Source organism: Dyadobacter beijingensis DSM 21582 (assembly GCF_000382205.1).
Lineage (GTDB): Bacteria > Bacteroidota > Bacteroidia > Cytophagales > Spirosomataceae > Dyadobacter > Dyadobacter beijingensis.
Genome location: NZ_KB907790.1, coordinates 542,552 through 568,402, shown reverse-complemented (window position 1 = coordinate 568,402; position 25,851 = coordinate 542,552). Strand labels below are relative to the sequence as shown.

Here is a 25,851-nt window from a genome sequence, read left to right as displayed (position 1 = left end):
CATGAAAAATTTCAATAAATACATCAAATATGGTTTGGCGGTGCTATTGGTGACGGGGTGCGACACCGATGAACTGCATGAATTGAACATTAACCCGCAGGCCTTGAACCAGGTGAACCTCAACCTGATGTTCACAACCGTGGAGCTGGGTATTGCTTCCAACGGCTCTACGGGCGATAACCGCTACATCGACTGGCGGACGAATATCGGCTGGTGCTCGTACGCGATCCAGCAGCTCGCCAATGCAGGCGGCGGCATCGCGCCGGGCGACAAATACACCGTGAATGCGGAAACGAATGCCGCGCCGTTTGAATTTACCTACAACGACCAGTTGAAAAACATCGCCGAAATCCTGAAACAGTCGGGTCCCGGTGGGTTTGCGGAAGGTAAGTATGTCAACATGCGCAATGCGGCCCGCATTCTGAAAGCATTCAGTTTTGCGCGCCTGACCGACTTTTACGGCAACATTCCGTATAGCGAAGCCAACAAAGGCACCGAAGGCATTTTCTTCCCAAAATACGACACCCAGGACGTGGTGTACGCCGATTTGCTGAAAGAACTCGATGAAGCGTCCGCCGCACTGAGCACCAGCAATGCCGACGAAGGCTTCGCCGCGGCCGACTTCATTTACAAAGGCGACATTGCCAAGTGGAAGAAGTTCGGGTACTCGCTCATGCTACGCCTGGCGATGCGTATTTCCAACGTGGACGCCGCAAAAGCAGCCACTTATGTAACCAAAGCGGCTGCCGGCGGTGTGTTTGCCAGCAATGCCGACAACGTGTGGGTAGCGATGGCCGACGGCCCGAGCGAATGGGTGAACCAGAACGGTATTTCCCGCGCATTCGACCCGGGCGATGGCGGGCAGCCCTCGTACATGAGCGCGACGCTGATCGACTTCCTGAAAGGCACCAACAAAGGCGCTGTGGCCGATGATGATCCGCGCCTGATGATACTCAGCGGCGGTATCGGCGAATGGACGGCCGCAGGCTTTACACCCATCAGTGTTGACCCGTTGAAACAGAAAGGTATGCCGAACGGCTACGACCAGGCCATGCTCGACAAGCTGGAAGGCGGGGCCGTGAACCTGGCTAAAACCTACTCGCGCATTAATGTGAAAATGTTGCAGGATTCCGACCCCTACATGATTATGAATTACGGCGAAGTAGAATTTTTGCTGGCGGAAGCAATCGAAAGAAAGATCGGCACCGGCATTGCAGGCACGGCGAAATCGCATTATGACGCCGGCGTGAAAGCTTCGATGCAGATGTACACCCCGTACGACGCCTCGCTGACTGTTTCCGACGCCGCCGTGGCTGCCTACCTCACCGCCTACCCGTACGGCACCACCAAGCCGGCGCTGGAAATGATCGGGGAGCAAATGTGGGTGAACAAATTCTTCAACTGGTGGGAAGCGTGGAGCGACTGGCGCAGGACCGGCTTCCCCAAACTCACGGCCACCAACTACCCAGGCAACGTAACCAATGGAACCATTCCCGTAAGACTCCGCTATCCGACCAACGAAGTGGCAGGCAACCCGAATTATCAGACAGGCGCCACGCTGCCCGACGATTTCACCACCAAAGTATGGTGGGACAAATAGTATAAATTAGTAGATATAATTCAAAAGGTGCCCTGAATATTTTGGGGCATCTTTTTGTTTTTTATCCTAATTTTGAACTTCACCTGATTCACTAATTAATCCCGGTTATGATACAATCATTCACGGCTGATGCCGATAAAAATGAGGTTTTCGAAAAAGTACAGCAGTTTATAGATGAGCAGGGTTTTACCGTCGTAGCCAAAGATCACTCCCGTCCCTGGGGCGGTTTCTTTGTACTCGAAGAAAGCCAGGCGCCCAAATTCATTTCGACATTCTTCCCGCATTTGTCGCTCGCCGACTTTGCCGGTTATGAAAAGCTGAGCCCCAAGATCCTCGTGGTAGCGCCTAACAAACGCCTTTCGTGGCAGTACCATCACCGCCGCGCCGAAATCTGGAAAGTGATCGGCGGTAATGCCGGCATCGTGATCAGCGACACCGACGAGGAAACCGAATTGCAGCAACTACCCATCGGTACCGTGGTGAACCTCAAAAAAGGCGAACGCCACCGCCTGGTAGGTGTGAACGAATGGGGCTTCGTAGCCGAGATCTGGCAGCACACCGACCCTTCCAACCCGTCCGACGAAGACGATATCGTTCGCGTGCAGGACGATTTCGGGAGATAATCCGCCTTACCGACTGGCAAGCCATACCGGCTTGCCAGTTGCATTATATTCATCCTAAATTAGCCAGTTATGAAATTCGGAAAAGTTGAAAACCCCGATGACATAGATTTCAAGCTGCCGGAAGACGCCGCCGCCAACAAGGCACTTCTGAATGCGGCCAAAACGGCCGAAAAGCCCGGAATCTACATCGGATGCGCCAAATGGAACAAAACCGACCTCAAAGGTTTCTATCCGAAAGGCACCAAAGACGAATTGGCGTACTACGCGACGCAGTTCAACAGCATCGAACTCAATGCGACCTTTTATAACAACTTTCCGGTCGAGACGATCGAAACCTGGTATACCAAAACGCCCGAAGGTTTCAAATTCTTCCCGAAACTTCACCAGGGCATCAGCCATTGGAAAAGGCTGAAAGAAGCCAAAGAGCCCACCGAAGTTTACCTCGACGGCATCGCCCATTTACAGGATAAGCTTGGTATGCTGTTCCTGCAAATGCCCGACAATTTTGGCCCTAAAAACTGGGAAACACTGCGCGATTACCTCGAAGAATGGCCGTCCGGCTTCCCGCTCGCGCTGGAACTCCGCCACACGGGCTGGTACGACGATACATTCAACACCGAAGACCTGTACAGCCTGCTCGAAAAGAAAAACATCACGCATATCGTTACCGACTCGGCCGGCCGCCGCGACCTGCTGCATATGCGCCTGACTACGCCCACGGCATTCATCCGCTACAACGGCGCCAACGTCGATTCCGACTACACCCGCCTCGACGACTGGTTCGAACGCCTGAAACTGTGGACTGAGGAAGGGATCCGCAACATTTACTTTTTCGTGCACCAAAATCACGAGGAAGCGTCGCCGCTGCTATCGTCGTACCTGATCCAAAAGATCAACAACGAGCTCGGCATGGACCTCAAAGTGCCTTACGACCCGAGGGTCGCCAGCGGGCAGGTGACTTTATTCAAATAATCAGACAGGCGGGCACTTCACCCGCCTTTGTTTTGGGTATACTATTTCAAAATGAATGGAACGCCCTGTTCCGGAAAAATGAGGCTCAGTCCGAGCGTATTGGCGTCGGCTAGCTCTTTTCGGATAACCGCCTCGTTGTTGCCCGTAGGTTTGATGTGCGTGACGACCACATTCAGGTTGCGCAAATAATCCTTACCGGCCAGGTTACCCAGTGTTTGGAGCTCTTTCGTAAACCATTTCGGCGTGAGATGGCCGTATAAATGCCGGTCGGGCTGCGCATTGGGATAGGACACTTCCAGAAAGATCCCTTTCAGCTTCCCCGACTTCACCATTGGCGCCACGGCTTCCCATACCTGCTGCATATGCGTCGTTTGCTCGACCTCGTCGGGTCCGGTATCGCCGAAATACAGTGCATAAACATCGCCGCTGCGGAGGAGGAAAGCTGTGCTGGAATAGGGTTTTGAATGGCTCAACGGGAAAGCCCGCACCGTCATTTCAGTCCCTGCCAGCGGCGTTTCGGTGCCGGCGGTCAGTAGTTGGTACTGGTATTTTTTCAATGCGGGCGCATTACCCTCGCTGGCGAGGTTCGGCCAGGTCTGCCAGTTGAAATAATGCATTTTCATGACATTCATACAATGCTCCATCGCGTAAACCTGCTTCACCGTATCGTCCACGGAGTTGATGATCATCCCGGAAATATGGTCGAGGTGCGGATGGGAAATGAGGTAGCCTTTGATGTATTTTTTCAAAACAGTTTCCGCATTGGCATCGAAAGCCTTCCGCGCGACCGCCTGCGCAATGCCGTTGCTCACCGTGCCCGCATCCAGGCACACATACGCATCCGAACCCGCAGGCGCTAGCATGTACGCGGAAAGATTTCCGTCGGCAGTACCGCCCTTCACGCCCAGTGGCACGACTTTAAAGCCATTTTGTGCGAAGGCCGCGACGGTTAGGAAATGCAGGAGAATGGCTGGTAATATTAATCGAAGGTTCATTTAAAAGGGTCTAAAAATTCATGAAAGCTGTCACGCTCGTTTTCCCGCACCAGTTGTTCCAGAAGCACCCGGCGATCGAAAAAGACCGGCCCGTCGTGATGGTGGAAGAAGCCCTGTTTTTCAGGCAGTTTTATTTTCATAAACAAAAACTGCTCTTCCACCGCGCAACCATGCAAAACTACAAGGGCTTTCTGGAAGAACATCACATTCAGGTCGAATATGTGGATGCGCAGGAAAAGCACGCCGATGTGCGGAAATTGCCTGCATACTTAGCCAAAAAAGGATTTTCGGAGATCCATTTCGCCGACGTTACCGACGATTGGCTCTCCGCCCGCCTCCGCCGCGCCGCTGCCAAAGCCGGAATGGCCGTCAACGAATATCCCAGCCCGATGTTCCTGCTCTCAAAAGACGAGCTCGACGATTACTTCATGAACAAACGCCGCTACTTCATGGCCGACTTTTATGCCGAAGAGCGCAAAAAACGAGATATCCTCATTGTCCGCAACGGTGAACCCGCAGGTGGAAAATGGAGCTTCGACGACCAGAACCGGTTGAAATTCCCCAAAAAGCAGCAGCCGCCGGAGATCTGCTTTCCCCGGAAATCCGACGCGTGGGAGGAAGCGAGGGAATATGTGGACAAGCATTTCGCCGAAAACTACGGGCAAATCTCCGACGAGGTCCGCTACCCGGTCTCCTTCGCGCAGAGCCATGCGTGGCTCGACCAGTTTCTGGAAAAGCGCTTCTCCCATTTCGGCCCGTACGAGGATGCGATCGTCTCGACCGAGCATTTCCTGCATCACAGCGTACTGTCTCCCATTCTGAACGCCGGACTGATTACCCCTCAGGAGGTGGTGCAAAAGGCCCTGGCCTACGCACACGAGCACCACGTACCGCTCAATTCGCTGGAAGGATTCATCCGGCAGATCATCGGGTGGCGGGAGTTTGTCCGGGGCGTGTACCAGATCAAGGGTAGCCAGCAACGGACGCGCAACTACTGGCAATTCAAACGGAAACTGCCCGAAAGCTTCTGGAATGCGTCCACAGGCATCGCTCCGCTCGACATCACCATTCAGAAAGTCCTCGACACGGGCTATTGCCACCACATCGAGCGTCTGATGGTGATGGGAAACTTCATGATGCTCTGCGAAATCGACCCGGACGATGCGTACCGCTGGTTTATGGAGCTCTTTATCGACGCTTACGATTGGGTGATGGTGCCGAATGTGTACGGTATGAGCCAGTTTTCCGACGGCGGGCTGATGGTCACCAAACCGTACATCAGCGCGAGCAACTACCTCTTAAAAATGAGCGACTTCCCGAAAGGGGAATGGCAGGAAACATGGGACGGGCTTTTCTGGCGATTTATGGATAAATACCGCAAATTCTTCCTCCGAAACCCGCGCCTCGGCATGCTCCTCAAAACTTTCGACCAGATGCCCGAAGAAAAGAAGCAAGCGCATATACGCAATGCAAATACCTATCTTCGCAGTCTTGAAAGATAAAACCGGTTCCCGATGCCCGAATTCCTTCGCACGACGAGCGATAATCCTCATTTCCAGTCCCTCACCGACGAGCTCGATACCGAACTCTGCCGCATTTACAACACGAGAAAAGAAGATTATGAAGAATACAACCGCATTACCGGCCTCCCGACCGTCGTGCTGGCGTACGAGAACGGTGCCCCTATCGCCTGCGGTTGCTTCAAAGCCCACGACGCCGGGACCATTGAACTTAAAAGAATGTTCGTCAAACCCGCATTCCGCGGCAAAGGAATCGCGTCGCTCATGGTTGCTGAACTGGAAAAATGGGCGACCGAACTGGGTTATGAAAGCATCGTCCTGGAAACCGGTATCGGCCAGCCGGAAGCAATCGCGCTGTACCGAAAGCTCGGGTACGCCGACATTCCGCATTTCGGAGAATTCCCGGAAGAATCGCGGAGTGTTTGTTTGGGGAAGGGAATAGTGTGCTAAACTTGCTCTAAGATAAAACAAGGATACAGTATATGCTTGTGATTATTTTGAAAATTTCTGGAAAAATTTATATTTATCCAACGTCCTCTATCAGCCGGTAAAACGTCATTATCAAGTGGAAAACACAGCCCAACCCTTCTACCAAAAAGCCTCCCTGACCCTCCTGGCGATCGGCATTATCATGGTCGCGATTTACCTGGGGCAGGATATTATTGTGCCGCTGGCGTTGGCCGGGTTGCTGGCGGTTTTGCTGCGGCCGCTGGAAAGCTGGCTCACCGGGCTGGGTATTCCAAAGGTGATTTCAATCACATTGGCATTGACGATCGCAATATTGGTCGTTTCGGCGGTGACAGTGCTTATTTCCATGCAGCTGGCCGAGTTTTCCGACGAGTGGCCGAAGCTCAAACGGAATATCGACCATTTTTACCGCGATGCGCGCCGCTGGATACGCCGGGAATATAGCGTGAGCTACCGCCAGCAGGCCGAATACCTGAAAAATGCCCAGAGCAAAACGCTCGAAACATTCCAGGGGCCCGAAACGCTCGGCGTCGTCACCGGGCCGCTTACGTCGCTGATCCTGATCCCGATCTATACGTTTTTGCTGCTCTATTACCGCGCCATGCTTATTCATTTTACCGTGGTACTCTTCGCCGAAGAGCACAAGCAGCGCGTGCTGGACGTATTGGGGCAGATAAAATCCATTATCCAGAGCTATATGGTGGGTCTGCTGCTGGAAACGACGGCCGTGGCGGTGCTCAACTCGGCGGGGCTGCTCGTTCTGAATGTCCAGTATGCAATTTTGCTGGGCGTGATGGCGGCGATCCTGAACCTGGTGCCTTACATCGGCGGCCTCGTCGCGACAGCGCTGGCGGTCATGGTGACGTTCATCAGCCATCCCGAAATAGACGTGCTGCTGGGCGTGGTGGGGATTTTTGTCGTAGTACAGGTGATTGATAACAACTTCCTCGTCCCATTCATTGTCGGCTCCAAAGTGCGGATCAATGCGTTGGTATCCATCGTGGGCGTGCTCGTAGGCGGTGCGCTGGCGGGGTTGTCGGGAATGTTCCTCTCGATTCCGGCCATTGCGATGATGAAGGTGATTTTCGACCGGGTCGAAGGACTGGAACCGTGGGGAATTCTGCTCGGCGACCAGACGCCCGAGCAGGCGAATAACAATCTGTTCCGTTTTGTAAACCTGAAAAAACCAGGCTCGGAAGAAGGGGATAACCAGCCGTGACAAGTATCACGACCGGTTATATTGGTGTCAGCTTACAAATTGCTTGGTATCCACCACCGCTTTAATGTCATGCAGCAGGCTGAACAGCCCGAAGAATGTGCGGTTGATGTAAATAAAATGCTTCGAGCCGCGGTTCATGTTCATCTTCCGCATCTCCTTGTCGTTGGCATATTTCTCGCCTAATGCCGCCAGTTTCAGGAAAAATTCCTCGTCCGAAAAGTCGAACGTTTCGGCCTGGAACGGCTGGGTGAGCAATGCGAAGATTTCGCGGAAAAGATTCGAAAAATAAATGGTCTCGGCTTCGGTATCCTTGTCTGTCAGGATTTCGAGCTCGCGCAGTTTGGCGTCGAATACATCCTGATTGTTCAGATTTTCCGGTTCGGCCAGCTCGAAATAGGGTAAATAAAAATCCTCCGGTATTTCTTTGATGCAGCCAAAATCAATGGCAATAAGGTTATCGTTGTCGTCGATCAGGAAGTTGCCGGGGTGCGGGTCGGCGTGGACTTTGCGGAGCTGGTGCACCTGGAACATGTAAAAGTCCCACAATGCCTGGCCGATCTTGTTAGCCGTTGCCTGATCAGGGTTCGTTTTGCAGAACTCCGACCAATGCTTGCCGCTCATCCAGTCCATCGTGATCACGCGCTCGGACGAGAATTCCGGATAGTATTTCGAGAAACGCAGGTTCGGGATGTGGCTGCATGCTTCGGCGATCTCGCTGCTCTGCGCTATTTCAAGAATGTAGTTCGTTTCCTCGGTCAGTTTCGTTTCCACTTCCTTGAAATACTTGTCCGAGTCCTTCGCCTGGATATTGAACATCTTCATCGCGATCGGCCGCACGAGCGCCAGGTCCGACGAAATGCTTTCCGCCACGCCCGGATACTGGATTTTCACCGCGAGCTCTTTGCCGTTGTGCGTGGCCTTATGCACCTGGCCGATGCTGGCCGCATTGATCGCATTCGGATTAAAAGTGTCAAACAGTTCGAGGGGCGATTTTCCGAAATATTTGCGGAATGTTTTCACTACCAGCGGCGCCGATAGCGGCGGTACCGAAAATTGCGAGAGCGAAAACTTCTCCACATAAGCCTGCGGCAGGAAGTTTTTCTCCATACTAAGCATCTGCGCCAGCTTCAATGCGCTGCCTTTCAGACTTTTGAGGCTATCATAAATATCCTCCGCATTGTTGCTGTTGAGGTTATCCCGCGCCGTCTCCGGGCTGGTGATCTTCTCGCCGTAATATTTCAGGTAATTTCCCCCAATCTTGACCCCTGTTGAAATGAGCCGGGTGGCGCGCCGTATTTTGGAAGTAGGTATGCTGTCAATTGTCTCCATTCCTACTTCAATTTTTCTTTAATCAAAAACTTCCCGAAATCGATCACGCTCTCCAATGGCGTGGTGTCGATCAGGTCAAATGTGGCGCGGATGGATTTCTCGATGAAAAGGTCCGTTTTTTCAAAACCTACGGATTCGTCGTCGATCCAGAATTTCAATGTCAGCAGCAGCTGAATCCACGCGCCTTCTTCCAACGCATCCTGCTGCGCTTTGCGGATGCGCTCGCTCTTGGCTTTGAGGTAACCGTCGCTGATTTCGTGGATATATTCCTTGAAACTGTTACGGAATTCTTTGAGTTTCAAAATACCGTTCAGCCTGTTCTTGTCCTGTTTCAAGGCAAAAACCACATAGCTGCGGTTGGCGGTCAGTATCTCGACAAGCGTAAAATAATACGCCAGCAATTTGTCCCTGAAACCCACGCCGTCGATCTCCCCGCTCTGGTTGATCAGCGTCGCAGCCAGATTATGAAAACTTACAAAAACGCGTCTTTCAAGCGAATCAATGGAAGTAAAGAACTTATAAAATTCCTTTTCCGTAAAGCCGTGCTCCTTGGCAAACAAATACACCGATTCCGGCTTTTTGTTGTTTTCAAGGCAGTAATGCATGTATAACTCGGTGATCTTATCGGCAGTCAGTTCCACGGTCGCAAGTGGTAATGCCTTCGGTTTGGTAGCCATCAGAAGTATTGGTTTACTTATGGAAGATGAGTCTCATTCAGGTAAACGCTTCCCACGGCGATTTAATTCGAAAACACATTCAAATTGAGGAACGCATTGCGAAACTTTCCTTTCGGGTCCATTTGTGCGGCGAGCTCGCGGAATTCCGGCAGTTTTTCGTACCGCTTTTCAAGCAAACCGGGCGAAACAGTGAACAATTTGCCCCAATGCGGCCGCGGGTTGAATGGCGCCAGTTCCTTTTCAATTACGGGCAACAACTTACTTACAGCCGGCCAGTCCTGCTTCCAGGTAAAGTGAATTGCTACGGAATCCTGCTTGTAACACGGGCTCAGCCATAAATTATCTGCTGCAATGGTCCGCACTTCGGAAGTAAACAAATGCGGGCTGATCTGCGCGCCCATTTTGGAAATGGCCAGGATCGCATCCACGGCGTTCTTCCGCGGCACAAAATATTCCGTTTGCAATTCCTTTCCGCTGCTGGGTGTGAAACCCATTTTGAAATGCGGCATCCGCTCATACCACGGCCCCGGCACGCCCATTTGCTCGGTACAGTTTTCCGCCGAAAGTTCCGGGATCGGGTGCATGTTTTTTGTAGCCAGTTTTCCGCCGAAGAGTTCTTTATTCGGTAGGGTTTTCAGAGGCTTTTCACTATTGGTTTTAAATTTCACCCAAACCTCGGCAATGTCGTCGGTAGCCCAGTTGGTGAACAAACTCACACTGTCCCCGCTCCCTTCTATTTCATCGAAATGGGCTTTCAACTGGCTTAGAGGGACATTTTCATACACATATTGACCCATCATAAACGTCGGCTGAACGGCCAGCGTCACCTTCGTCACCACGCCCAATGCACCTAAATGCACCACCGCCGCATTGAACTTTTCCTCGTCCTTTTCTTTGCTGAAATGCACCACATCACCCGCGGCCGTCACCAGCTCAAACGCCGTTACCGCCGTTGCCAGGTTGCCATTCTTCTCCCCCGACCCGTGCGTGGCCGTAGCGCACGCCCCCGCGACCGAAATGTGCGGCAGCGAGGCCAGGTTATGCAATGCGAAGCCTTTTTGATGCAGGAAAGGCGCCAATTGGCCGTATTTCAGTCCCCCGTTTACGGTCACTGTTTTATTTTTGGTATCTAAATCAATCACCTCTTCCGCACCTACCACGGTAACAAACTGGTCTTTCGTATCCGCAATGTCGTTGAAGCAATGCCGCGTACCGAGCACTTTCAGTTTCGGGTATTTTTTCACGATTGTCTGGACTTGCTGAAGATTTTTGCCCAAATCCAGCTTGTCGGTGCTGTATTCCAGGTTGCCTGCCCAGTTGCGAAGCTTGTCGCCATTGGCCCAGCCGGCCAGCGGAGAAAGTAATGGAGCCGTCATTAATGCGGATGAAAGTTTAATGAAAGTACGTTTGTTCATGCGGTAGTCAGGTTGAAATGCACGAATAGGAATTTATCCCAAATTAATTGAATAATTCAGCATTCCAACCCGGACTTGCCGTTTCAGGCCGTCTTTTCCAAAGCGGTTTTCAGAATGCGCGCCGCTTCGGAGAGTTCCTTTTCATCGAGATTACCGAAGCCCAGGCGCATCGCGCTGAGCCGGCCTGTCTGGAAAAGCAGCGTCTGCGGCAAATGCAGGTTCTCGCGCAGGCACTCCTTGCTCACGCGCATAAGGTTGATGTCGCGCCGCCATTCAGTCCAGATCGCCAGACCGCCCGGCGGGGCGGTAAACGAAAGATATTCCCGGAAATCGGTTTCCAGGATTCCGGTAAAAAGGTCGCGGCGCTGGTGGTATGTTTTCTGCGCCTTCTTGATATGCCGCTGAATTTCACCCTCGTCGAGCAGCTCGGCCAATGCCTGTTCCATCATCAGATCGCCTTGCCGGTCGATGATCCGCCGCATTTTGCCCAACTCGCGGATGAGGTTTTGCGGCGCTACCACATAGCCCGAACGTAGTCCCGGCGCCAATGCCTTGCAAAATGAGCCGACATACACGACCATACCGGCCCCGTCGGCGCTCGCCAGCGGCAGTACCGGACTGCTGTTGTAGTGAAAATCGTAATCGTGGTCGTCTTCGAGAATGATAAAACCGTACTGCACCGACAAATTCAGCAATTCCACCCGCCGCTCTGCACTCAGCGTGACGGTGGTAGGGTAATGGTGGTGAGGGGTGATATACAGCATCCGGATCGGCCGCTGCTCGCAAAGCTGCCGCACGGCCTCCACCGAAATACCCTGGTCGTCAACCGGCACCGACAGGATATTCGCGCCAGCCTGTTGAAAAATCATGTTGGCAACATAGTAACTCAAATCCCCGACGACCACATTGTCACCCTTTTTCAGCAGCAATGTAGAAGCGAGGTAGATCCCCATTTGAATGCCCCGCGTGGTGATGATGTTCTCCGCACCGATATGCAGGCCGCGGGTATTGTTCAGGTAAGTCGCCAGCCGCTCGCGGAACCAGATATTACCCTCCACATGCGAGTAGGTGAGGTATTTACGGTTATTATTTCTTCTCAAAACGCTGGAATAGGCCTTTGCGAGCTTGTCCATAGGCGCCAGGCGCACATCCGGCAGGCCGTCGGTAAATTCCAGGTCGACGCGTGAAAGTGACACCGGGCGATCGAGCAGCATACTTTCCTCGAATGCGAAGCCGGTCTGCCGGGGGTACTGTTTCAAATCGTTCACGCTGGCCGGCAACGCGCTGCCCCGGACTACCGGGCTCTTCCGCGTCACAAACGTCCCGCGGTTCGGCAGCATTTCGATCCACCCCTGGGCGTCGAGCTCGTTGTATGCCGCTACCACTGTTTTGCGGTGGACATCCAGCATTTCCGAAAGCGCCCGGGTACCAGGCAGTTGCACGCCCGTTACGAGCACGCCGCGCTGGATGGCGTTGATCATCTGGTGCGCGATTTGCAAATAAACAGGTGTGCCGGACGAACGGTCCAGCAGGATCACATTTTTAAAAGGAATTCCAACCGGACTACTCATTAGATTCAAACCGGAGCATATAAACGGTCCGGCAAGATAATAGTTTTGTGTTGAAAAATGACCGACGACCGACGACCGACGACCGCTGACCGCTGACCGCTGACCGACGACCGCTGACCGACGGCCAGAGGCCTTCGGCCGACGATTAATTAAAACCGTTTCAATTCAAAAAGCCAAATCAATGGTCTATGGTCAGCCACAGGCTATCAGCGGTCCGGCCGTCAGCGGTCGTCGGTCAGCGGTCGGCCATCAGCGGTCAGCGGTCCGGCCGTCAACGATCAGCGGTCAGCGGCCCGGCCGTCAGCGGTCAGCGGTCAGCGGTCGGCCATCGGCGGTCAACGGTCCGGCCGTCTGCGATCAGCGGTCAGCGGTCCGGCCGTCAACGGTCGGCGGTCGGCGGTCAGCGGTCGGCCATCGGCGGTCAACGATCAGCCGTATGCGGTCAAAAAAACACAAATCGTTACATCAAAAGCACAATGAAGCACCATTACGCAACCACCTTCCTGCTGTTACTCCTTGCCCACCTCGGGTCGGCCCAGGAGATATCGCTGGATCCCGTTACCGTCACCTCTTCGCTGGTCGAAAAACGCGCGTCGCAAACCGGCCGCAATATCGCCGTGATCAAAGGCGAATATTTCCAGCAGCTCCCCGTCCACAGCATAGACGATCTGCTGCGTTACGTGCCAGGTGTCGAAATCCAGGCCCGCGGGCCGCAGGGTTCGCAGAGCGATATTATTTTGCGCGGCGGCACCTTCCAGCAGGTACTGGTTATCCTCGACGGCATTCGCCTCAACGACCCTAATACCGGTCATTTCAACAGTTATATCCCCATTTCACCCGCCGAAATTGATCGCATCGAGGTGTTGAAAGGCGCTTCGTCGGCGCTGTACGGTTCCGATGCCGTGGGCGGGGTTATTCATGTCATTTCCAAGACATTCGCTGCAAGGCTTTCGGGCAATGCGGAAGAGCCTGTCCAAAAAACACAGGTGAACGGCGGCATCAGCGCCGGTGAGTATGGATTACTGAATGCCAATGTCGGCGCATTCGTGCAGCGTAACAAGCTGGCTATTTCGGGCGGGTATCTGTCCAATAATGCATCCGGCGTGCAGCAGCGGGGCATCAAAGGCTATTTTCACAACAATACCGCATCGTTGTCACTCAGTTACGCCATCTCGCCAAACTGGAATATCGCCCTTCGCAGCGCTTACGACCACCGCGATTTTGCCGCGCAGAACTTTTACACCGTCCTGAAATCCGACACGGCCAGCGAGAAAGTCAAAATGTCGTGGAACCAGGTGCGGGTGGCTTATCAAAAGAACAAAACGGCGTTTTCGATCGACGGCGGCTACAAGTCGGTGCAGGACACTTACCTGTTCAACCCGCATTCCATTGCCAACAGCAGCAAATCGCGCTTATGGCAGGGGCTTGCGACCCTGCAGCAAGGATTGGCGGCGCGTACGAACCTCATCGCAGGCGTTAATTTCCAGCAGCGCAACATCGCTTCCAACGACCGCGGCAACCATACTTTAAATCAGCTCGCACCATTCCTGTCGGTGGTACAGAATATCGGGGAGCATTTCACAGTCACCCCTTCCGTGCGTATCGACTGGCGCGAAAGCATTGGTACAGAGGCTTCTCCCCAGATCAATTTATCCTACAAAAAAGCTAGCTGGCAGCTTCGTGCAAGCGCAGGCAAAACCATCCGCGACGCCGATTTCACCGAGCGTTTCAACAACTATGCGAAAACACTGGTTACGGGCGGCAGCGTGGGTAATCCCGACCTGAAAGCGGAGCGTTCGTTCAGCTACGAAGCCGGTGCCGACTGGTTCCTTACCAGCAATGCGGCTTCGCAACTGAAAGTATCGGCGACCTTTTTCCAGCGTCGCCAGAAAGACCTGATCGACTACGTGACTACGCCATATGCACAAATGCCGCGCAAGGAGAACCTCTCACCTACCGGCACGTTCGGGCTCGCATTGAACATCGCCGAGGTGAATACCACGGGTTTTGAGCTGGATATTCAATCTGCCAATACCATTTCCGACCATCAGAAACTGCTTTTCAACGCCGGACTTACCTGGCTCGACAGCGACAACAAAAGCAATATCCAGTCATTCTACCTGTCGTCGCACGCCAAATTCCTCGCCAATTTCTCAGCCATTTACCAGGTTTCGGGCTTTTCTTTGAGTTTGAATGGTTTGTACAAGAAGCGGGCAGAACGGGAAGCGTCGGCCATCGAGGCGGTTATTTCCAAAAACTACTTTCTCCTCAACGCCCGCGCCGAATACGCATTCCTGAACCGTCAGCTGGGCATTTTTATACAGGCTGATAACGCATTCGACAAGCAGTACAGCGATGTGCTCGGTTCCGTAATGCCCGGCCGCTGGGTGATGGGCGGCGCCCGTTTCAATTTCAGCCGATAGCACGGCATTATTTTTGCAGGAGTTCGTATATTCAAAGTGAATACACCCACTTATGTTTTGGAATATACGTAACTCCTGTTTTCTATTGGCATTCCTTGCATTTTCCTCATCACAGGCACCCGGCGGAACAGACATCAGCCCGGCAGAACCTTCCGCCCGGAAAATGAATGTTTATTTCATCAGCGGCCTTGGTGCCGACGAACGTGTTTTCGCTAAACTGAAACTCGATCCTCGGCTGAATGTCAGGCATATTAAATGGGTGAAGCCGCAGAAAAGGGAGACATTGCAGCACTATGCGGCCCGTTTGAGCAAGCAGATCGACACTTCGCAGCCGTTTCAACTGGTGGGCTTGTCGTTCGGCGGCGTGGTGGCCTCGGAGATCGCCGATGTCGTATGTCCGCAGCAGGTTACGCTCATATCGAGCATGTCCACGGGCGTCCCGCTTTCCCGGTTTTACCAGCAAATGATCCGTTTTCTACTGATGTCGCCGCTCTCGGCGCCGCTGCTGAAATCGGCCAACCGCGTTACTTACAATTATTTCGGCGCTGAAACGCCCGAGATGAAAAAGCTCCTGAAAGCGATCCTGCACGACACCGACGTGAAGTTTTTGAAATGGGCCCTCGTACGCATGAGCGGCTGGGACCGCAAGGACCGCATCGATAACCTGTTCCACATCCACGGGACGGCCGACAAGCTGATCCCGATCGTCATTGTCAAGCCCGACATTATCATTGAGGGAGGCGGGCATTTGATGGTATATGCACAAGCCGATCAGATTTCCAAAATCCTCAACCACCGGCTTACGTCCATTGATTCAGCAGAATGATTTTGCCGATATGGTCGCTGCTTTCCATTAATGCATGTGCCGCGGCCGCGTCGGCGAGCGGAAATGTGCGGAAGATCACCGGCTTAAATGCCCCGCGTTCCAGGACAGGCCATACATTCGCCCGGATTTCGGAAGCCAATGCCGCTTTGAATGCCGTACCCCGGTTTCTTAATGTACTGCCGGTAATCGTCAGCCGCTTGCGCATGATCAGGCTGAAATCCACCTCGTCGGCACCTTTCACTTTTCCGCCTTTCATGGTATTGATAAAAACAAGCCGGCCTTCCTCGCGCAGCAAACGCAGGTTTTTGGGAATGTAGTCACCGCCTACCATATCGAGAATGACGTCCGCACCCAGCTTTCTCAGCACTTCTTCAAAGTCGGAAGTTTTGTAGTTGATACTCCTATCAGCCCCTAATGCATCGCAGGCCGCACATTTCTCATCCGAACCGGCTGTGGCAAAAACCTCCGCACCGAATGCTTTCGCTATTTGAATGGCTGTAATGCCGATCCCGCTGCTGCCGCCATGCACGAGAAAACGCTCTCCTGCCAGCAGGCGGCCTCTTTGAAATACATTATGCCAAACGGTAAATATGGTTTCGGGCAAGGAAGCAGCCTGTATAAATGCTTCGCTGCCGAACCCTTCGGGTACGGGCAGGCAATGGCCCTCGTGTGCGAGCGCATATTCCGCATAGCCCCCTCCTGCCAGCAATGCGCATACGGCGTCTCCGGGTTTCCATCCGGTAACGTCCGGGCCGGTTTGTTCGATGATACCGGCTACTTCCAGGCCCGGAGTATCCTGCGGGGCGCCGGGCGGCGGCGGGTAGTTGCCTTTTCGCTGGAAGACGTCGGGCCGGTTCACGCCTGCCGCGAATACTTTAATGAGTACTTCCGAACCAGTCGGCTGCGGCGCAGGCACTTCCCGGATTTGCAGGACTTCCGGCCCGCCGGGTTCGGTAATGACAATGGCTTTCATGAATAAATTTCTTTACCAAAAGGGGCGAACGACAGGCTCATCAGCTTGAAATGCTGCTTCGCAAATGGCAGCCCGATGATGGTGATCGCGAGCAGAATGCCGAATACCAAATGCGTCAGCGCGATCCAGATGCCGCCCATGAAGATCCAGATGATGTTGAAAACGGTGGAAAGGCAGCCCGTCGGCCCCGAAACTTCGCGCACATGCTGGCCGAACGGGAAAAGCGTCATCAGCCCGATTTTGAAACACTGGATACCGAACGGAATGCCGACAATGGTGATGCAAAGGGCAAGCCCGGCGACCATATATTCGAGAAAAACGACGAATCCGCCGAAAATAAGCCAGATAATGTTTCCGATAAAGTTCATGACGCTTTCATTTTGGGTGTGACTAACGGGTTAAAACTAATTCCGCCAGCAACTAATGTGCCTGATTTTCGATGGACGGCGCCAGTTCACAATCACCGGACGTAATCGCTGACTTCCAGTTATCTATTTTCAGCAGCCTGAAAAATTCTTCCTCTTCGATTTCCCGCACCCCGCCCGGCGGCAGGTCACCCAGCTCCAAATTCTCGATACTGGCGCGGACGAGGCGTTTGCAACGGTGGTTTGCCTCGCGCACCATTTTGCGCACCTGGTGGTATTTGCCTTCCGTCAATGTAATGCTGAGCCAGGTATTCGGCGCGTCGGAATGTCCTTCGCTCGGATGTTTTTCCAAAATCGCCGGCCGGTCGATGATCTCCACTTCGCAAGGTGCCGTCGTGTAATAGCCGCCGCCTTTGATCCGGATCGGAATGCCCGTGCGCAACAACGCTACGGTTTCTGGCGGTACGACGTGGCCCACATTCACCCAGTAAGTGCGCTTATGCGGCACCTCGCCCAGAAAGAGCAAATTAGTAACCTTTTTATTGGTCGTAAGAATCAGCAATCCTTCCGAGGCGCTGTCCAGCCGCCCCACCGCATGCGTGCCCTCTGGAAACTCAAAATCCAGCGCCCCCAGCAACCGCACATCATGCGAGCTGACAAACTGGGAAACCATATTGATCGGTTTATTGATAATGAAGTAGCGGCGTGGTGTCGGAGTCATGCGTAGTTAAAATTCCCACTCCAAATTTTCCGGATCCTGATGACTATTCCAAATGGTCAGGATCTGGATTTGGGATTCTGTTTCCTCGTAAATCACAAAATAGTCGCGCACAATCTTGATGCGAACATGGTCGATATCCGTGCGTTACCCGATTCCAGGATGCTCGGACACGATTTGTGCAGCTTCCTGGAAGAGTCGGTTCAACCTGATGCTATACGCTTTCGACTTGTTCCTTTTGATCCAGTCGATCAACCGTTCCTTCAATCCTGTTGCAGACATTGCTTTCTAATTTGATTATCCGAATATACAAGTTTTCGGGCTCACTTCTTATGCCCCGCTTCGTAATGCGCCTGCAACAAATCTTCCCCGAAATCGCTCGTCAGGTCGCGGACGACGGAATGGATGTGGTTGCCGCCGTTCTGGGTGTTGTCGAACTCGATGAGGAAGGTGGGGCCGTGGATGCGGTAGTAGTGCCCGTGGCCGGTACCTATTTCGGGTTGCTGGTCGCCGAGCCAGGCGAAATGGATCTTGTCGAGGCCGTTCTTTTCCAGTTCGGCCCATTGCTGGTTCTTTAATGTCACGTGGTAGCGTTGCAGATAGGTCATGATGAGCTTTTTGAACGTCGCTTTTTGCGCGGCATTCAATTCACCCATCGCGATGCCTTCCATTTTGGCCAGCGAGGCCTTCCGGGTGTTGGAAGTGAATATTTCGTTCGGGGCCTTGTCGCCCAGGTTCGCTTTGGAAAGCTGGGAGGCGTCGAGGCTGTGCAATAGTTCAAACGCCATATCCTGCTCGGCTTTCAGGATTCGCTTGCCTTTTTGCGGTACCTCGGCCATGACCGTGCCGGGGTTGCTGCCCATGAAACTGGGCGTGTAGGTGACCTGGTTACCGATCGACGAGAAGTGCAGCGACAAATGGTGCCCTTCCACCCGCCAGCCCCAGGGATCTTTCCCCGGCGTGCCGAATACGAGGAATGCATAGTTTTCCGGATCGCGGTAAGTATCGTTGGCGGGGCGCGTTTCTACCACGCGCAGCACATTTTCCAGGTCGATAATCTGCTCGGCTTTGCTGTAACCCTCCTGGCTGAGCACGACGTGCACCATCGCCATCGCCGCTTTGCGCTGGGCGGCGTTCATGGTTTTAAATGTAATGCCTTTCCGGGCGCGGGGCGTAAAATTCCAGTCGAAACGGGCGAGGTCGGCGTAGGGCAGCTCGGTTTCCTTCCGCTGTTCGGCGGAAAGGGTTTTGAGGAAAGTCGTTACCGCGGCCTGCATTTCACGGGCGAGCCGGTCGTCGATCGGGGTCGGAACGGGCTTGGGCAATGGCCGGGCAAAGGCTGCAAGGTCATTCGTTAATGCCGTCGTCAGGGCCAGGGATAAACACCAGAGCAACTTTTTCATATCGTTTCGGTTTGAAATAAATCCTTGTTTTTTACGCATTTAAAAGCCGCCGCCGCATGCGTTTCTACCTGAAACCGCCCGCGCGCGTCTTTCACGCATATTTTCCGGGAAAGGCATTAGTTTTGCGGTTTATTTCGAAACAATATGATGCAGTGGGAAAAATTGCTGTCCGCCAAACGCTGGGGCAGTGAAGACAAGTACAACTCCGATCCTACCGAGGCCCGCTCGGAGTTCCAGCGCGATTACGACCGGCTGATCTTTTCATCGCCATTCCGGCGTTTGCAGAACAAGACGCAGGTTTTTCCCTTACCCGGCAGCATTTTCGTCCATAACCGGCTCACGCACAGCCTCGAAGTAGCAAGTGTAGGCAAGTCGTTGGGACGAATGTTCTATAATCACCTGAAAACCACCGACCCGCATGTCGACGACACGTTGCCGCTCATCAGCGAGATCGGTAACATCGTGTCCGCCGCATGCCTCGCGCACGACCTTGGCAACCCGGCATTCGGGCATTCGGGAGAGGCGGCGATTTCGCATTACTTTACCGATGGCGAAGGTTTGAAATACAGAAACGAGGTTAGCGATGCGCAATGGGCCGATCTGACGCATTTTGAAGGGAATGCCAATGCGATCCGCATCCTCACGCACCCTTACGCAGGCAAAGGCTACGGCAGTTTCGCATTGACCTACTCTACACTGGCCGCCATTGCCAAATACCCGTGCGAATCGCTGGCAGGGCATCGGAAAGCGAATATTTATACCAAAAAATACGGCTTCTTCCAGTCGGAGCAGGCGGGATTTCAAAAGATCGCGACGGAGCTAGGGCTTGCGCAGGTCTCGGAAACGCCGGTAGTTTACAAAAGGCATCCGCTGGTATACCTCGTAGAGGCGGCAGACGATATTTGTTACAATATCATCGACCTCGAAGACGCGCACCGACTCAAAATCCTCTCTTACCAGGAAGTGGAAGCTTTGCTCCTCGCACTGTGCAACGATCCACGGATGCCGGGCCGGCTGGCGGAAATCGAGGACGATGATGCCAAAATCGGGCTGCTGCGTGCGAAATCCATCAGTACCCTTATCGGCGCGTGTTCGGAACTATTTATCAATGAGCAGGATACCATTCTCAAAGGTGATTTCAATGCCAGCCTGACCGATCGCATTCCCGAGCCGCACCGCTCGGCGATGAAGGAAATCGAACGCATTTCAATCCAGAAAATTTACAACTATTCTTCGGTCGTACAGATCGAAGTGGCGGGTTATAAGGTCATGGGCGGGCTGCTGGAAGAATTTGTACCGGCTTATCTGAACAATAACTCGCACTACACCCGCAAACTCGTCGACTTGATCCCTAAACAATTCATCACTACCCGAACGGATACCTATTCCAAAATCCAAACGGTCCTCGATTTCGTGTCGGGTATGACCGACTTGTACGCGGTAGAATTATTCCGAAAAATTAAGGGAATCTCGTTCCCATCTATTTCTTAGCAGAAATGCGTTCATCGTAGCTGTATAGCGTCAAGCGTAAAAATAGTTCGTTCTCAAAAGTTTTTATGTAAATTGTAGATCGAATTAAATAGCCGCAACCACCTGTACATATGCAGATTGAACAGTTTGTCTATTCGGATAAGCCGTCTGAAATCTCATTCCCGTTTTCACCGCAATTACTGTTCATTTTCGGCGACAGGGAATTGCTGGAAACGACGGGTATTTCAGCACAATTAGCCGCCCAATATCCAGATGCCATTTTCTCGGGATGCTCCACGGCCGGCGAGATCGCCAACGAGTCGGTGCGGGACCATACCGTGATTGTGACGGGCATTGCATTCGACCATGTAACGGTCCAAAGCTCGAAGATCAGCCTCGAAGACATCGGCTTCGACAGCTCCGAGGCCGGTAAGCAACTCGTTTCCAAACTTCCCCTGGAAGGTTTGAAACATGTTTTTGTGATTTCCGACGGGCTGAAAGTCAATGGCACCGACCTCGTGAAGGGCATGTCGGAAGGCTTGTCCGACGGCGTGACCATTACCGGCGGTCTGGCTGGGGACGGCTCGCATTTTGCCCGTACAATAATTATAGAGCCCGATGGAAAAGTGGCGACGGAAAGTGTGGCGGCAATCGGCTTTTATGGTGAGAAATTGTCGATCGGTTACGGCTCGCGCGGTGGCTGGGACAGTTTCGGGCTCGACCGGCAGGTGACGCGTTCCAAAGACAATATCCTGTTCGAAATCGACGGACAGCCTGCATTAGACCTTTATAAATCATTCCTTGGCGAAAAGGCGAAGGATTTGCCGGCCTCCGGGCTGCTGTTCCCGCTGAGTATGCGCGACAATGAGGACCGTGTGCCGGTGGTACGGACGATATTGGGTATTAATGAGGAGGAAAAAAGCCTCACGTTCGCGGGCGACATTCCGGAAGGCTCTTTTGTGCGTCTGATGAAAGCCAATAACGACCGGCTGATCAATGGCGCCGAAGAAGCCGCCCAGGAAGCAGCGCGGGGCCTGCACAATAACCCCGAGTTTGCCATTCTCGTAAGCTGCGTAGGACGTAAGCTGGTACTGAAACAAATGGTGGAAGAGGAAGTGGAATGCGTTTCGGAAGTGCTGGATGGGCCTGTGATGACGGGTTTTTACTCTTATGGAGAACTGGCACCATTCAACCGCGGCTCGCTGTGCGAGCTGCATAACCAAACGATGACTATTACTACTTTTCGTGAATAAGATCCATGCAAACGCTTGAACTGACCGAAACCAGTTATCACCGGCTTTTAAAACGGCAGATCAGGAAGTCGCTACCTCCTGAACTTGCCGAACATTCTGATATACAAGATTTCTTACTGGCTGTAAACCAAGCCTATACCGAATACCAGGACGACCTCACCCGCATGGAGCTCATCCTCGAACAAAGCTCGGGCGAGCTTTTCAAGGCCAACCGCGAGCTGAGCCGCATTGCCCAGGAGAAAACCGAAGAGGCTGCGCACACGAGCAAACGGCTGGAAGAAGTCGTCGGCAGTATTTCCGAAGTACTGGTGCAGCTGGACCGGGAAGGGAACTTTACCTACCTCAACCAGGCCTGGGAAAGCATTACCGGCTACCCCGTCAGCACCAGTTTGGGCCAAAGTTTCAAAGGCTTCTTCCCGACGCTCGAATCCCGTGACAAACTGGTTGACATACTCACCCCGGGAACCGATACAAAAGACGAAACCATCCGGCTGATCACCGCAAACGGCCAGGAAAAGTGGCTTGGCGTGTCGCTGAGCCCCTATTATTCCAATGGCGGGCACATTGGCTTTACAGGTACGCTCGCGGACGTGACCGCGCGCGTGACGGCCGAGACGAAGCTTCAATCCTACACCCGTGACCTGGAACGGATCAATGCCGAGCTCGACCAGTTTGCCTATGTGGTGAGCCACGACCTGAAAGCGCCGCTGCGGGCAATCAACAACCTTTCGGAATGGATCGAGGAGGACATCAGCGACATGCTGGAAGGCGAAACGAAGGACCAGTTCCGGCTTCTGCGCGGGCGCGTGCACCGGATGGAAAATCTCATCAACGGTATTCTCTCTTACTCGCGCGCGGGGCGGATGAAAACAGTGCGCGAGAAGTTCAACATCCGCGGGTTCGTGGACGAGCTGTGCGAATCTTTCAGCACCAAAAAACCCTTGAAATTCACCATTGAAGGCGATAAAGCGACGGACATTGAGGCCGAAAAAATCGCATTGACCCAGATTTTACAAAACCTGATCTCCAACGGTATTAAGTACAACGACAAGGCCGAAATCGACATTACCGTCGGATGGAAAGACCTTGGCGGCCAGTTTGAGTTTTACGTGGGCGACAACGGCCCCGGTATCAGTCCCGAGTTCCACGAGCGGATATTTATCATTTTCCAGACATTACAGGCGCGGGACGAGGTGGAGAGTACCGGCGTAGGGCTCGCCATCGTGAAAAAAATACTCGACGAGAAACATAGCAAAATCAGAATTGACTCGGTCATGGGCGAAGGCACGACCTTCTTTTTTACCTGGCCAAAAAATGAAGCAAAAGACATTTAGGATGTCAAAAACCCATTTTAACTATCATTCAAATTTACACAATGTCCCTTTCCAATCCTGTTCCGATGACCATACTCCTGGTAGAAGATGATGAAGTAGATGTGATGAATGTCAAGCGGGCGTTCAAGAAGAACAACATTTCCAATCAGCTTGTGATCGCATCCAATGGTATTGAGGCACTTTCGCTGCTCCGTTCCGAAACTTTGGAATACCCGAAGCCGAAAATCGTGTTGCTGGACCTGAATATGCCTAAAATGGGCGGTATCGAGTTCCTGAAAGAGATCAGACAAGACCCCGCGCTGAGTTCGCTTTCGGTGTTTGTAATGACTACTTCCAATGAAGACAGTGACAAAATCGACGCATTTAACCTGAATGTCGCCGGTTATATCCTCAAACCCTTGTCGATGGACCGGTTTATCGCAGCGGTTTCCACATTGAACAGCTACTGGACGCTGTGCGAATATCCTGAATAGCATCCATCCACCACTATAAGCCCCATTATGCCCCCTCTATCCATTCTGCTTGTTGAAGACGACGATATCGACGCTATGAAACTGAGCCGTGCGATCAGCAGGGCGCAGGTTGACATAGGGGAGATACGGATATGCAAATATGCCGAAGAAGCGCTCCAGATGCTCGACACGTGGACGCCCGGCTGTATTTTTCTCGATTACCAGCTGCCCAAAACGAACGGCCTCGAATTGCTCAAAACCGTGAAGGAGCGCGCCCCGCATTTGCCCGTGATCGTGCTTACCTCGCATGGCGACGAACGAATTGCCGTCGAAATGATGAAGGCCGGCGCGCTGGATTATTTTCCCAAATCGGAGATTAATCCTGAGAAGCTCACCAAAGCGTTCCATACCATGAGCCAGATGCTCGAAATGGAAAAAGGCCGGGAAGAAGCCGAGAATGAACTGGCTGAAAAAGAGGAATTTATCAATAAAGTCGCGCTGCTTTCACCAAACATCATTTACGTGATCGACATCGAGAAATGGACCAATATTTTCCATAACAAACAAATATGGAAGATATTGGGCTACTCGGAATACGAGGTGGAAACCGACACACGAAAAGGCCTGGCGCGGATTATCAACGAGCAGGACCAGCATACTTTCCGGACGCATTACAACCATATGCGTTACCACGTGAAAGACGCGGAAGTGGTGGAAAAGGAATTCCGGCTGAAACATAAGGACGGCTCGGAGGTCTGGATCATCACGCGCGAGGTACCGTTCAAGCGCAATGCGCGGGGGCGGGTGCAGGAAGTACTCGGCACGGCGATCGACATTACTTCCCGTAAAATTGCCGAACAGGAGCTGATCCAGGCCAAAAAAGACGCTGAGGAAGCGACACGCATCAAGTCGGATTTCTTGTCGACGATGAGCCACGAAATCCGCACGCCGATGAATGCGATCATCGGGTTTACGGACCTGCTGCTCGGCAGCGGCTTTACCGGGCAGGAGCAGCAATACTTGAATACCATTAAATACTCAGCTGATAATCTGCTGGTTATTCTCAACGATATTCTGGATTTTTCCAAAATTGAAGCAGGCAAGTTCGGCTTGGAAAACTTCGAATTCGACCTCCGCGAGAAGCTGGGGTATTTGATGAAGACTTTCGAAATCCGCGCCCGTGAGAAATCGATCGACTTCACCTTCCATTGCGGCCGTGACGTGCCGCAGATCGTCATGGGCGACCCTTACCGGCTCAACCAGATCATGGTGAATCTGATCGGCAATGCCATCAAATTCACCGAAGAAGGCGGATTTGTGAAAGTAACGGTACACCTCGACGAGGACCACGGCGAGACGGTGGACCTGAAAATCGATGTATCCGACTCGGGCATAGGCATTTCGGAAGACAAGCTGAGCGTCATTTTCGATAGTTTTTCACAAGCGCACGCCAACAATGCGACGCGGAATTTCGGTGGTACCGGCCTGGGACTGAGCATTACGCGGAAGATCACCCAGCTCATGAACGGTACCATTTCGGCACGCAGCCGGCTGGGCGAGGGCAGCACATTCACCGTCGTGCTCCGCTTCGGCAAAGGCAGCACGTCGTATGGAGAGGAAAAAACCGACACGCCGCTGACGTTGTCCCTCAAAGGTTACCGGATCCTGGCCGCAGAAGACATCCTGGCCAACCAGATTTTGCTCAAACATTTGCTTAACAAATGGGAGGCCGAATTTGTGATCTGCAACAACGGCAAGGAAGTACTGCATTCACTGGAAACCGACGACTTCGATCTGATCCTGATGGACATCCAAATGCCGGTCATGGATGGCGTAACGGCCATGAAGAAGATCCAAGGCTCCTATCCGCGTCATAAAAACGTGCCGGTGATCGCGCTCACAGCCGACACCTTCGCCGAAACGACGCCCGAGATTGCGGCCTGCAATTTCAGCGGGTTTGTCACGAAGCCGTTTAAGGCGGATGAGCTGATCCGGGCTATTAATCAGCATTTGAAAGTGAAGGTACCGCATAAGCATGCGGTGATTGGGTGAGGGGTCTGTTGAAGAATTGCCGTATAACCATGAAAGCCTACAACCACAAAAAAGCAGTTCAGCTCATCGAAGGCAGTGGCTATTCTTTTGATTAGATTGTTCTTCATAACTGTCTGCCTTCAACGGTTTGTACGTTTCCACCATATCGAATTTTCGCACGGTACAAATTCCGAGGAATTACCTGATTATAGAA

General features: G+C 52.8%; 23 protein-coding genes. 13 read left to right on the top strand and 10 right to left on the bottom strand.

Annotated elements, in window-relative coordinates:
• Position 1 precedes the first annotated feature (1 nt).
• The 3 genes from H144_RS0126105 to H144_RS0126095 all read left to right on the top strand — a co-directional run bounded on the left by H144_RS0126105 (position 2) and on the right by H144_RS0126095 (position 3,195).
• A complete protein-coding gene (locus H144_RS0126105; RefSeq protein ID WP_019945066.1) occupies positions 2-1,600 on the top strand; it encodes a SusD/RagB family nutrient-binding outer membrane lipoprotein in 1,599 nt (532 codons plus the stop codon).
• A 107-nt stretch (positions 1,601-1,707) separates the two neighbouring features.
• Entirely contained in the window at positions 1,708-2,223 is a 516-nt protein-coding gene (locus H144_RS0126100; protein WP_019945065.1) for a cupin domain-containing protein, read from the top strand.
• Between the two features lie 69 nt (positions 2,224-2,292).
• Positions 2,293-3,195 carry a DUF72 domain-containing protein gene (locus H144_RS0126095; protein WP_019945064.1) on the top strand — a complete coding sequence of 301 codons (903 nt, stop codon included), beginning with the start codon at positions 2,293-2,295 and terminating at the stop codon, positions 3,193-3,195.
• A 41-nt stretch (positions 3,196-3,236) separates the two neighbouring features.
• On the opposite strand, the gene H144_RS0126090 is transcribed toward H144_RS0126095, so the two are convergent.
• Complete coding sequence (locus H144_RS0126090; RefSeq protein ID WP_019945063.1) at positions 3,237-4,190, bottom strand: MBL fold metallo-hydrolase; 954 nt, start codon at positions 4,188-4,190, stop codon at positions 3,237-3,239.
• Positions 4,191-4,210: 20 nt separating this feature from the next.
• On the opposite strand from H144_RS0126090, the gene H144_RS0126085 reads away from it, so the two are divergent.
• The 3 genes from H144_RS0126085 to H144_RS0126075 all read left to right on the top strand — a co-directional run bounded on the left by H144_RS0126085 (position 4,211) and on the right by H144_RS0126075 (position 7,397).
• Entirely contained in the window at positions 4,211-5,692 is a 1,482-nt protein-coding gene (locus H144_RS0126085; protein WP_019945062.1) for a cryptochrome/photolyase family protein, read from the top strand.
• Between the two features lie 12 nt (positions 5,693-5,704).
• Positions 5,705-6,160: a GNAT family N-acetyltransferase gene (locus H144_RS0126080; RefSeq protein ID WP_019945061.1), complete on the top strand. Its 456-nt coding sequence runs from the start codon at positions 5,705-5,707 to the stop codon at positions 6,158-6,160.
• 115 nt (positions 6,161-6,275) lie between these two features.
• Positions 6,276-7,397 carry an AI-2E family transporter gene (locus H144_RS0126075; RefSeq protein ID WP_019945060.1) on the top strand — a complete coding sequence of 374 codons (1,122 nt, stop codon included), beginning with the start codon at positions 6,276-6,278 and terminating at the stop codon, positions 7,395-7,397.
• 27 nt (positions 7,398-7,424) lie between these two features.
• Here the strand turns inward: H144_RS0126075 and H144_RS0126070 are convergent, their stop codons facing one another.
• From H144_RS0126070 to pdxR, 4 genes are all read right to left on the bottom strand, one after another.
• A complete protein-coding gene (locus H144_RS0126070; protein WP_019945059.1) occupies positions 7,425-8,726 on the bottom strand; it encodes an ABC1 kinase family protein in 1,302 nt (433 codons plus the stop codon).
• Between the two features lie 2 nt (positions 8,727-8,728).
• Positions 8,729-9,403, bottom strand: coding sequence for a TetR family transcriptional regulator C-terminal domain-containing protein (locus H144_RS0126065; protein ID WP_019945058.1), 675 nt, complete (start codon positions 9,401-9,403; stop codon positions 8,729-8,731).
• Between the two features lie 62 nt (positions 9,404-9,465).
• Positions 9,466-10,818 (bottom strand): D-arabinono-1,4-lactone oxidase, encoded by a 1,353-nt coding sequence (locus H144_RS0126060; RefSeq protein ID WP_019945057.1) that lies wholly within the window; start codon positions 10,816-10,818, stop codon positions 9,466-9,468.
• 83 nt (positions 10,819-10,901) lie between these two features.
• Positions 10,902-12,389: a MocR-like pyridoxine biosynthesis transcription factor PdxR gene (gene pdxR / locus H144_RS0126055; RefSeq protein WP_019945056.1), complete on the bottom strand. Its 1,488-nt coding sequence runs from the start codon at positions 12,387-12,389 to the stop codon at positions 10,902-10,904.
• Between the two features lie 476 nt (positions 12,390-12,865).
• On the opposite strand from pdxR, the gene H144_RS0126050 reads away from it, so the two are divergent.
• On the top strand, positions 12,866-14,812 hold the full coding sequence (locus H144_RS0126050; RefSeq protein WP_019945055.1) for a TonB-dependent receptor plug domain-containing protein: 1,947 nt from the start codon (positions 12,866-12,868) through the stop codon (positions 14,810-14,812).
• A gap of 52 nt (positions 14,813-14,864) precedes the next feature.
• The gene (locus tag H144_RS0126045; RefSeq protein ID WP_051100177.1) at positions 14,865-15,638 is read left to right on the top strand and encodes an alpha/beta fold hydrolase; all 774 of its coding nucleotides are present in this window, start codon (positions 14,865-14,867) and stop codon (positions 15,636-15,638) included.
• On the opposite strand, the gene H144_RS0126040 is transcribed toward H144_RS0126045, so the two are convergent.
• The 5 genes from H144_RS0126040 to H144_RS0126025 form a co-directional block, all read right to left on the bottom strand.
• Positions 15,613-16,611 carry an NAD(P)H-quinone oxidoreductase gene (locus H144_RS0126040; protein WP_019945053.1) on the bottom strand — a complete coding sequence of 333 codons (999 nt, stop codon included), beginning with the start codon at positions 16,609-16,611 and terminating at the stop codon, positions 15,613-15,615. The genes H144_RS0126045 and H144_RS0126040 overlap by 26 nt on opposite strands.
• Positions 16,608-16,979, bottom strand: a complete 372-nt coding sequence (locus H144_RS0126035) for a YccF domain-containing protein (RefSeq protein ID WP_019945052.1) — start codon at positions 16,977-16,979, stop codon at positions 16,608-16,610. The genes H144_RS0126040 and H144_RS0126035 overlap by 4 nt, the downstream gene beginning before the upstream one ends.
• A gap of 52 nt (positions 16,980-17,031) precedes the next feature.
• Entirely contained in the window at positions 17,032-17,697 is a 666-nt protein-coding gene (locus H144_RS0126030; RefSeq protein ID WP_019945051.1) for a pseudouridine synthase, read from the bottom strand.
• Positions 17,698-17,841: 144 nt separating this feature from the next.
• A complete protein-coding gene (locus tag H144_RS34970; protein WP_262485422.1) occupies positions 17,842-17,976 on the bottom strand; it encodes a hypothetical protein in 135 nt (44 codons plus the stop codon).
• A gap of 41 nt (positions 17,977-18,017) precedes the next feature.
• Positions 18,018-19,097, bottom strand: coding sequence for a DUF3500 domain-containing protein (locus tag H144_RS0126025; RefSeq protein WP_229207996.1), 1,080 nt, complete (start codon positions 19,095-19,097; stop codon positions 18,018-18,020).
• A 144-nt stretch (positions 19,098-19,241) separates the two neighbouring features.
• On the opposite strand from H144_RS0126025, the gene H144_RS0126020 reads away from it, so the two are divergent.
• From H144_RS0126020 to H144_RS0126000, 5 genes are all read left to right on the top strand, one after another.
• On the top strand, positions 19,242-20,588 hold the full coding sequence (locus H144_RS0126020) for a deoxyguanosinetriphosphate triphosphohydrolase (protein ID WP_019945049.1): 1,347 nt from the start codon (positions 19,242-19,244) through the stop codon (positions 20,586-20,588).
• Between the two features lie 110 nt (positions 20,589-20,698).
• Entirely contained in the window at positions 20,699-21,820 is a 1,122-nt protein-coding gene (locus H144_RS0126015) for an FIST signal transduction protein (RefSeq protein ID WP_019945048.1), read from the top strand.
• Between the two features lie 5 nt (positions 21,821-21,825).
• On the top strand, positions 21,826-23,154 hold the full coding sequence (locus H144_RS0126010; RefSeq protein WP_019945047.1) for a sensor histidine kinase: 1,329 nt from the start codon (positions 21,826-21,828) through the stop codon (positions 23,152-23,154).
• A 65-nt stretch (positions 23,155-23,219) separates the two neighbouring features.
• Positions 23,220-23,627 carry a response regulator gene (locus tag H144_RS0126005; RefSeq protein ID WP_229207995.1) on the top strand — a complete coding sequence of 136 codons (408 nt, stop codon included), beginning with the start codon at positions 23,220-23,222 and terminating at the stop codon, positions 23,625-23,627.
• Positions 23,628-23,654: 27 nt separating this feature from the next.
• Positions 23,655-25,658, top strand: a complete 2,004-nt coding sequence (locus H144_RS0126000; RefSeq protein ID WP_033403259.1) for a response regulator — start codon at positions 23,655-23,657, stop codon at positions 25,656-25,658.
• The last annotated feature ends 193 nt before the right edge of the window (positions 25,659-25,851 follow it).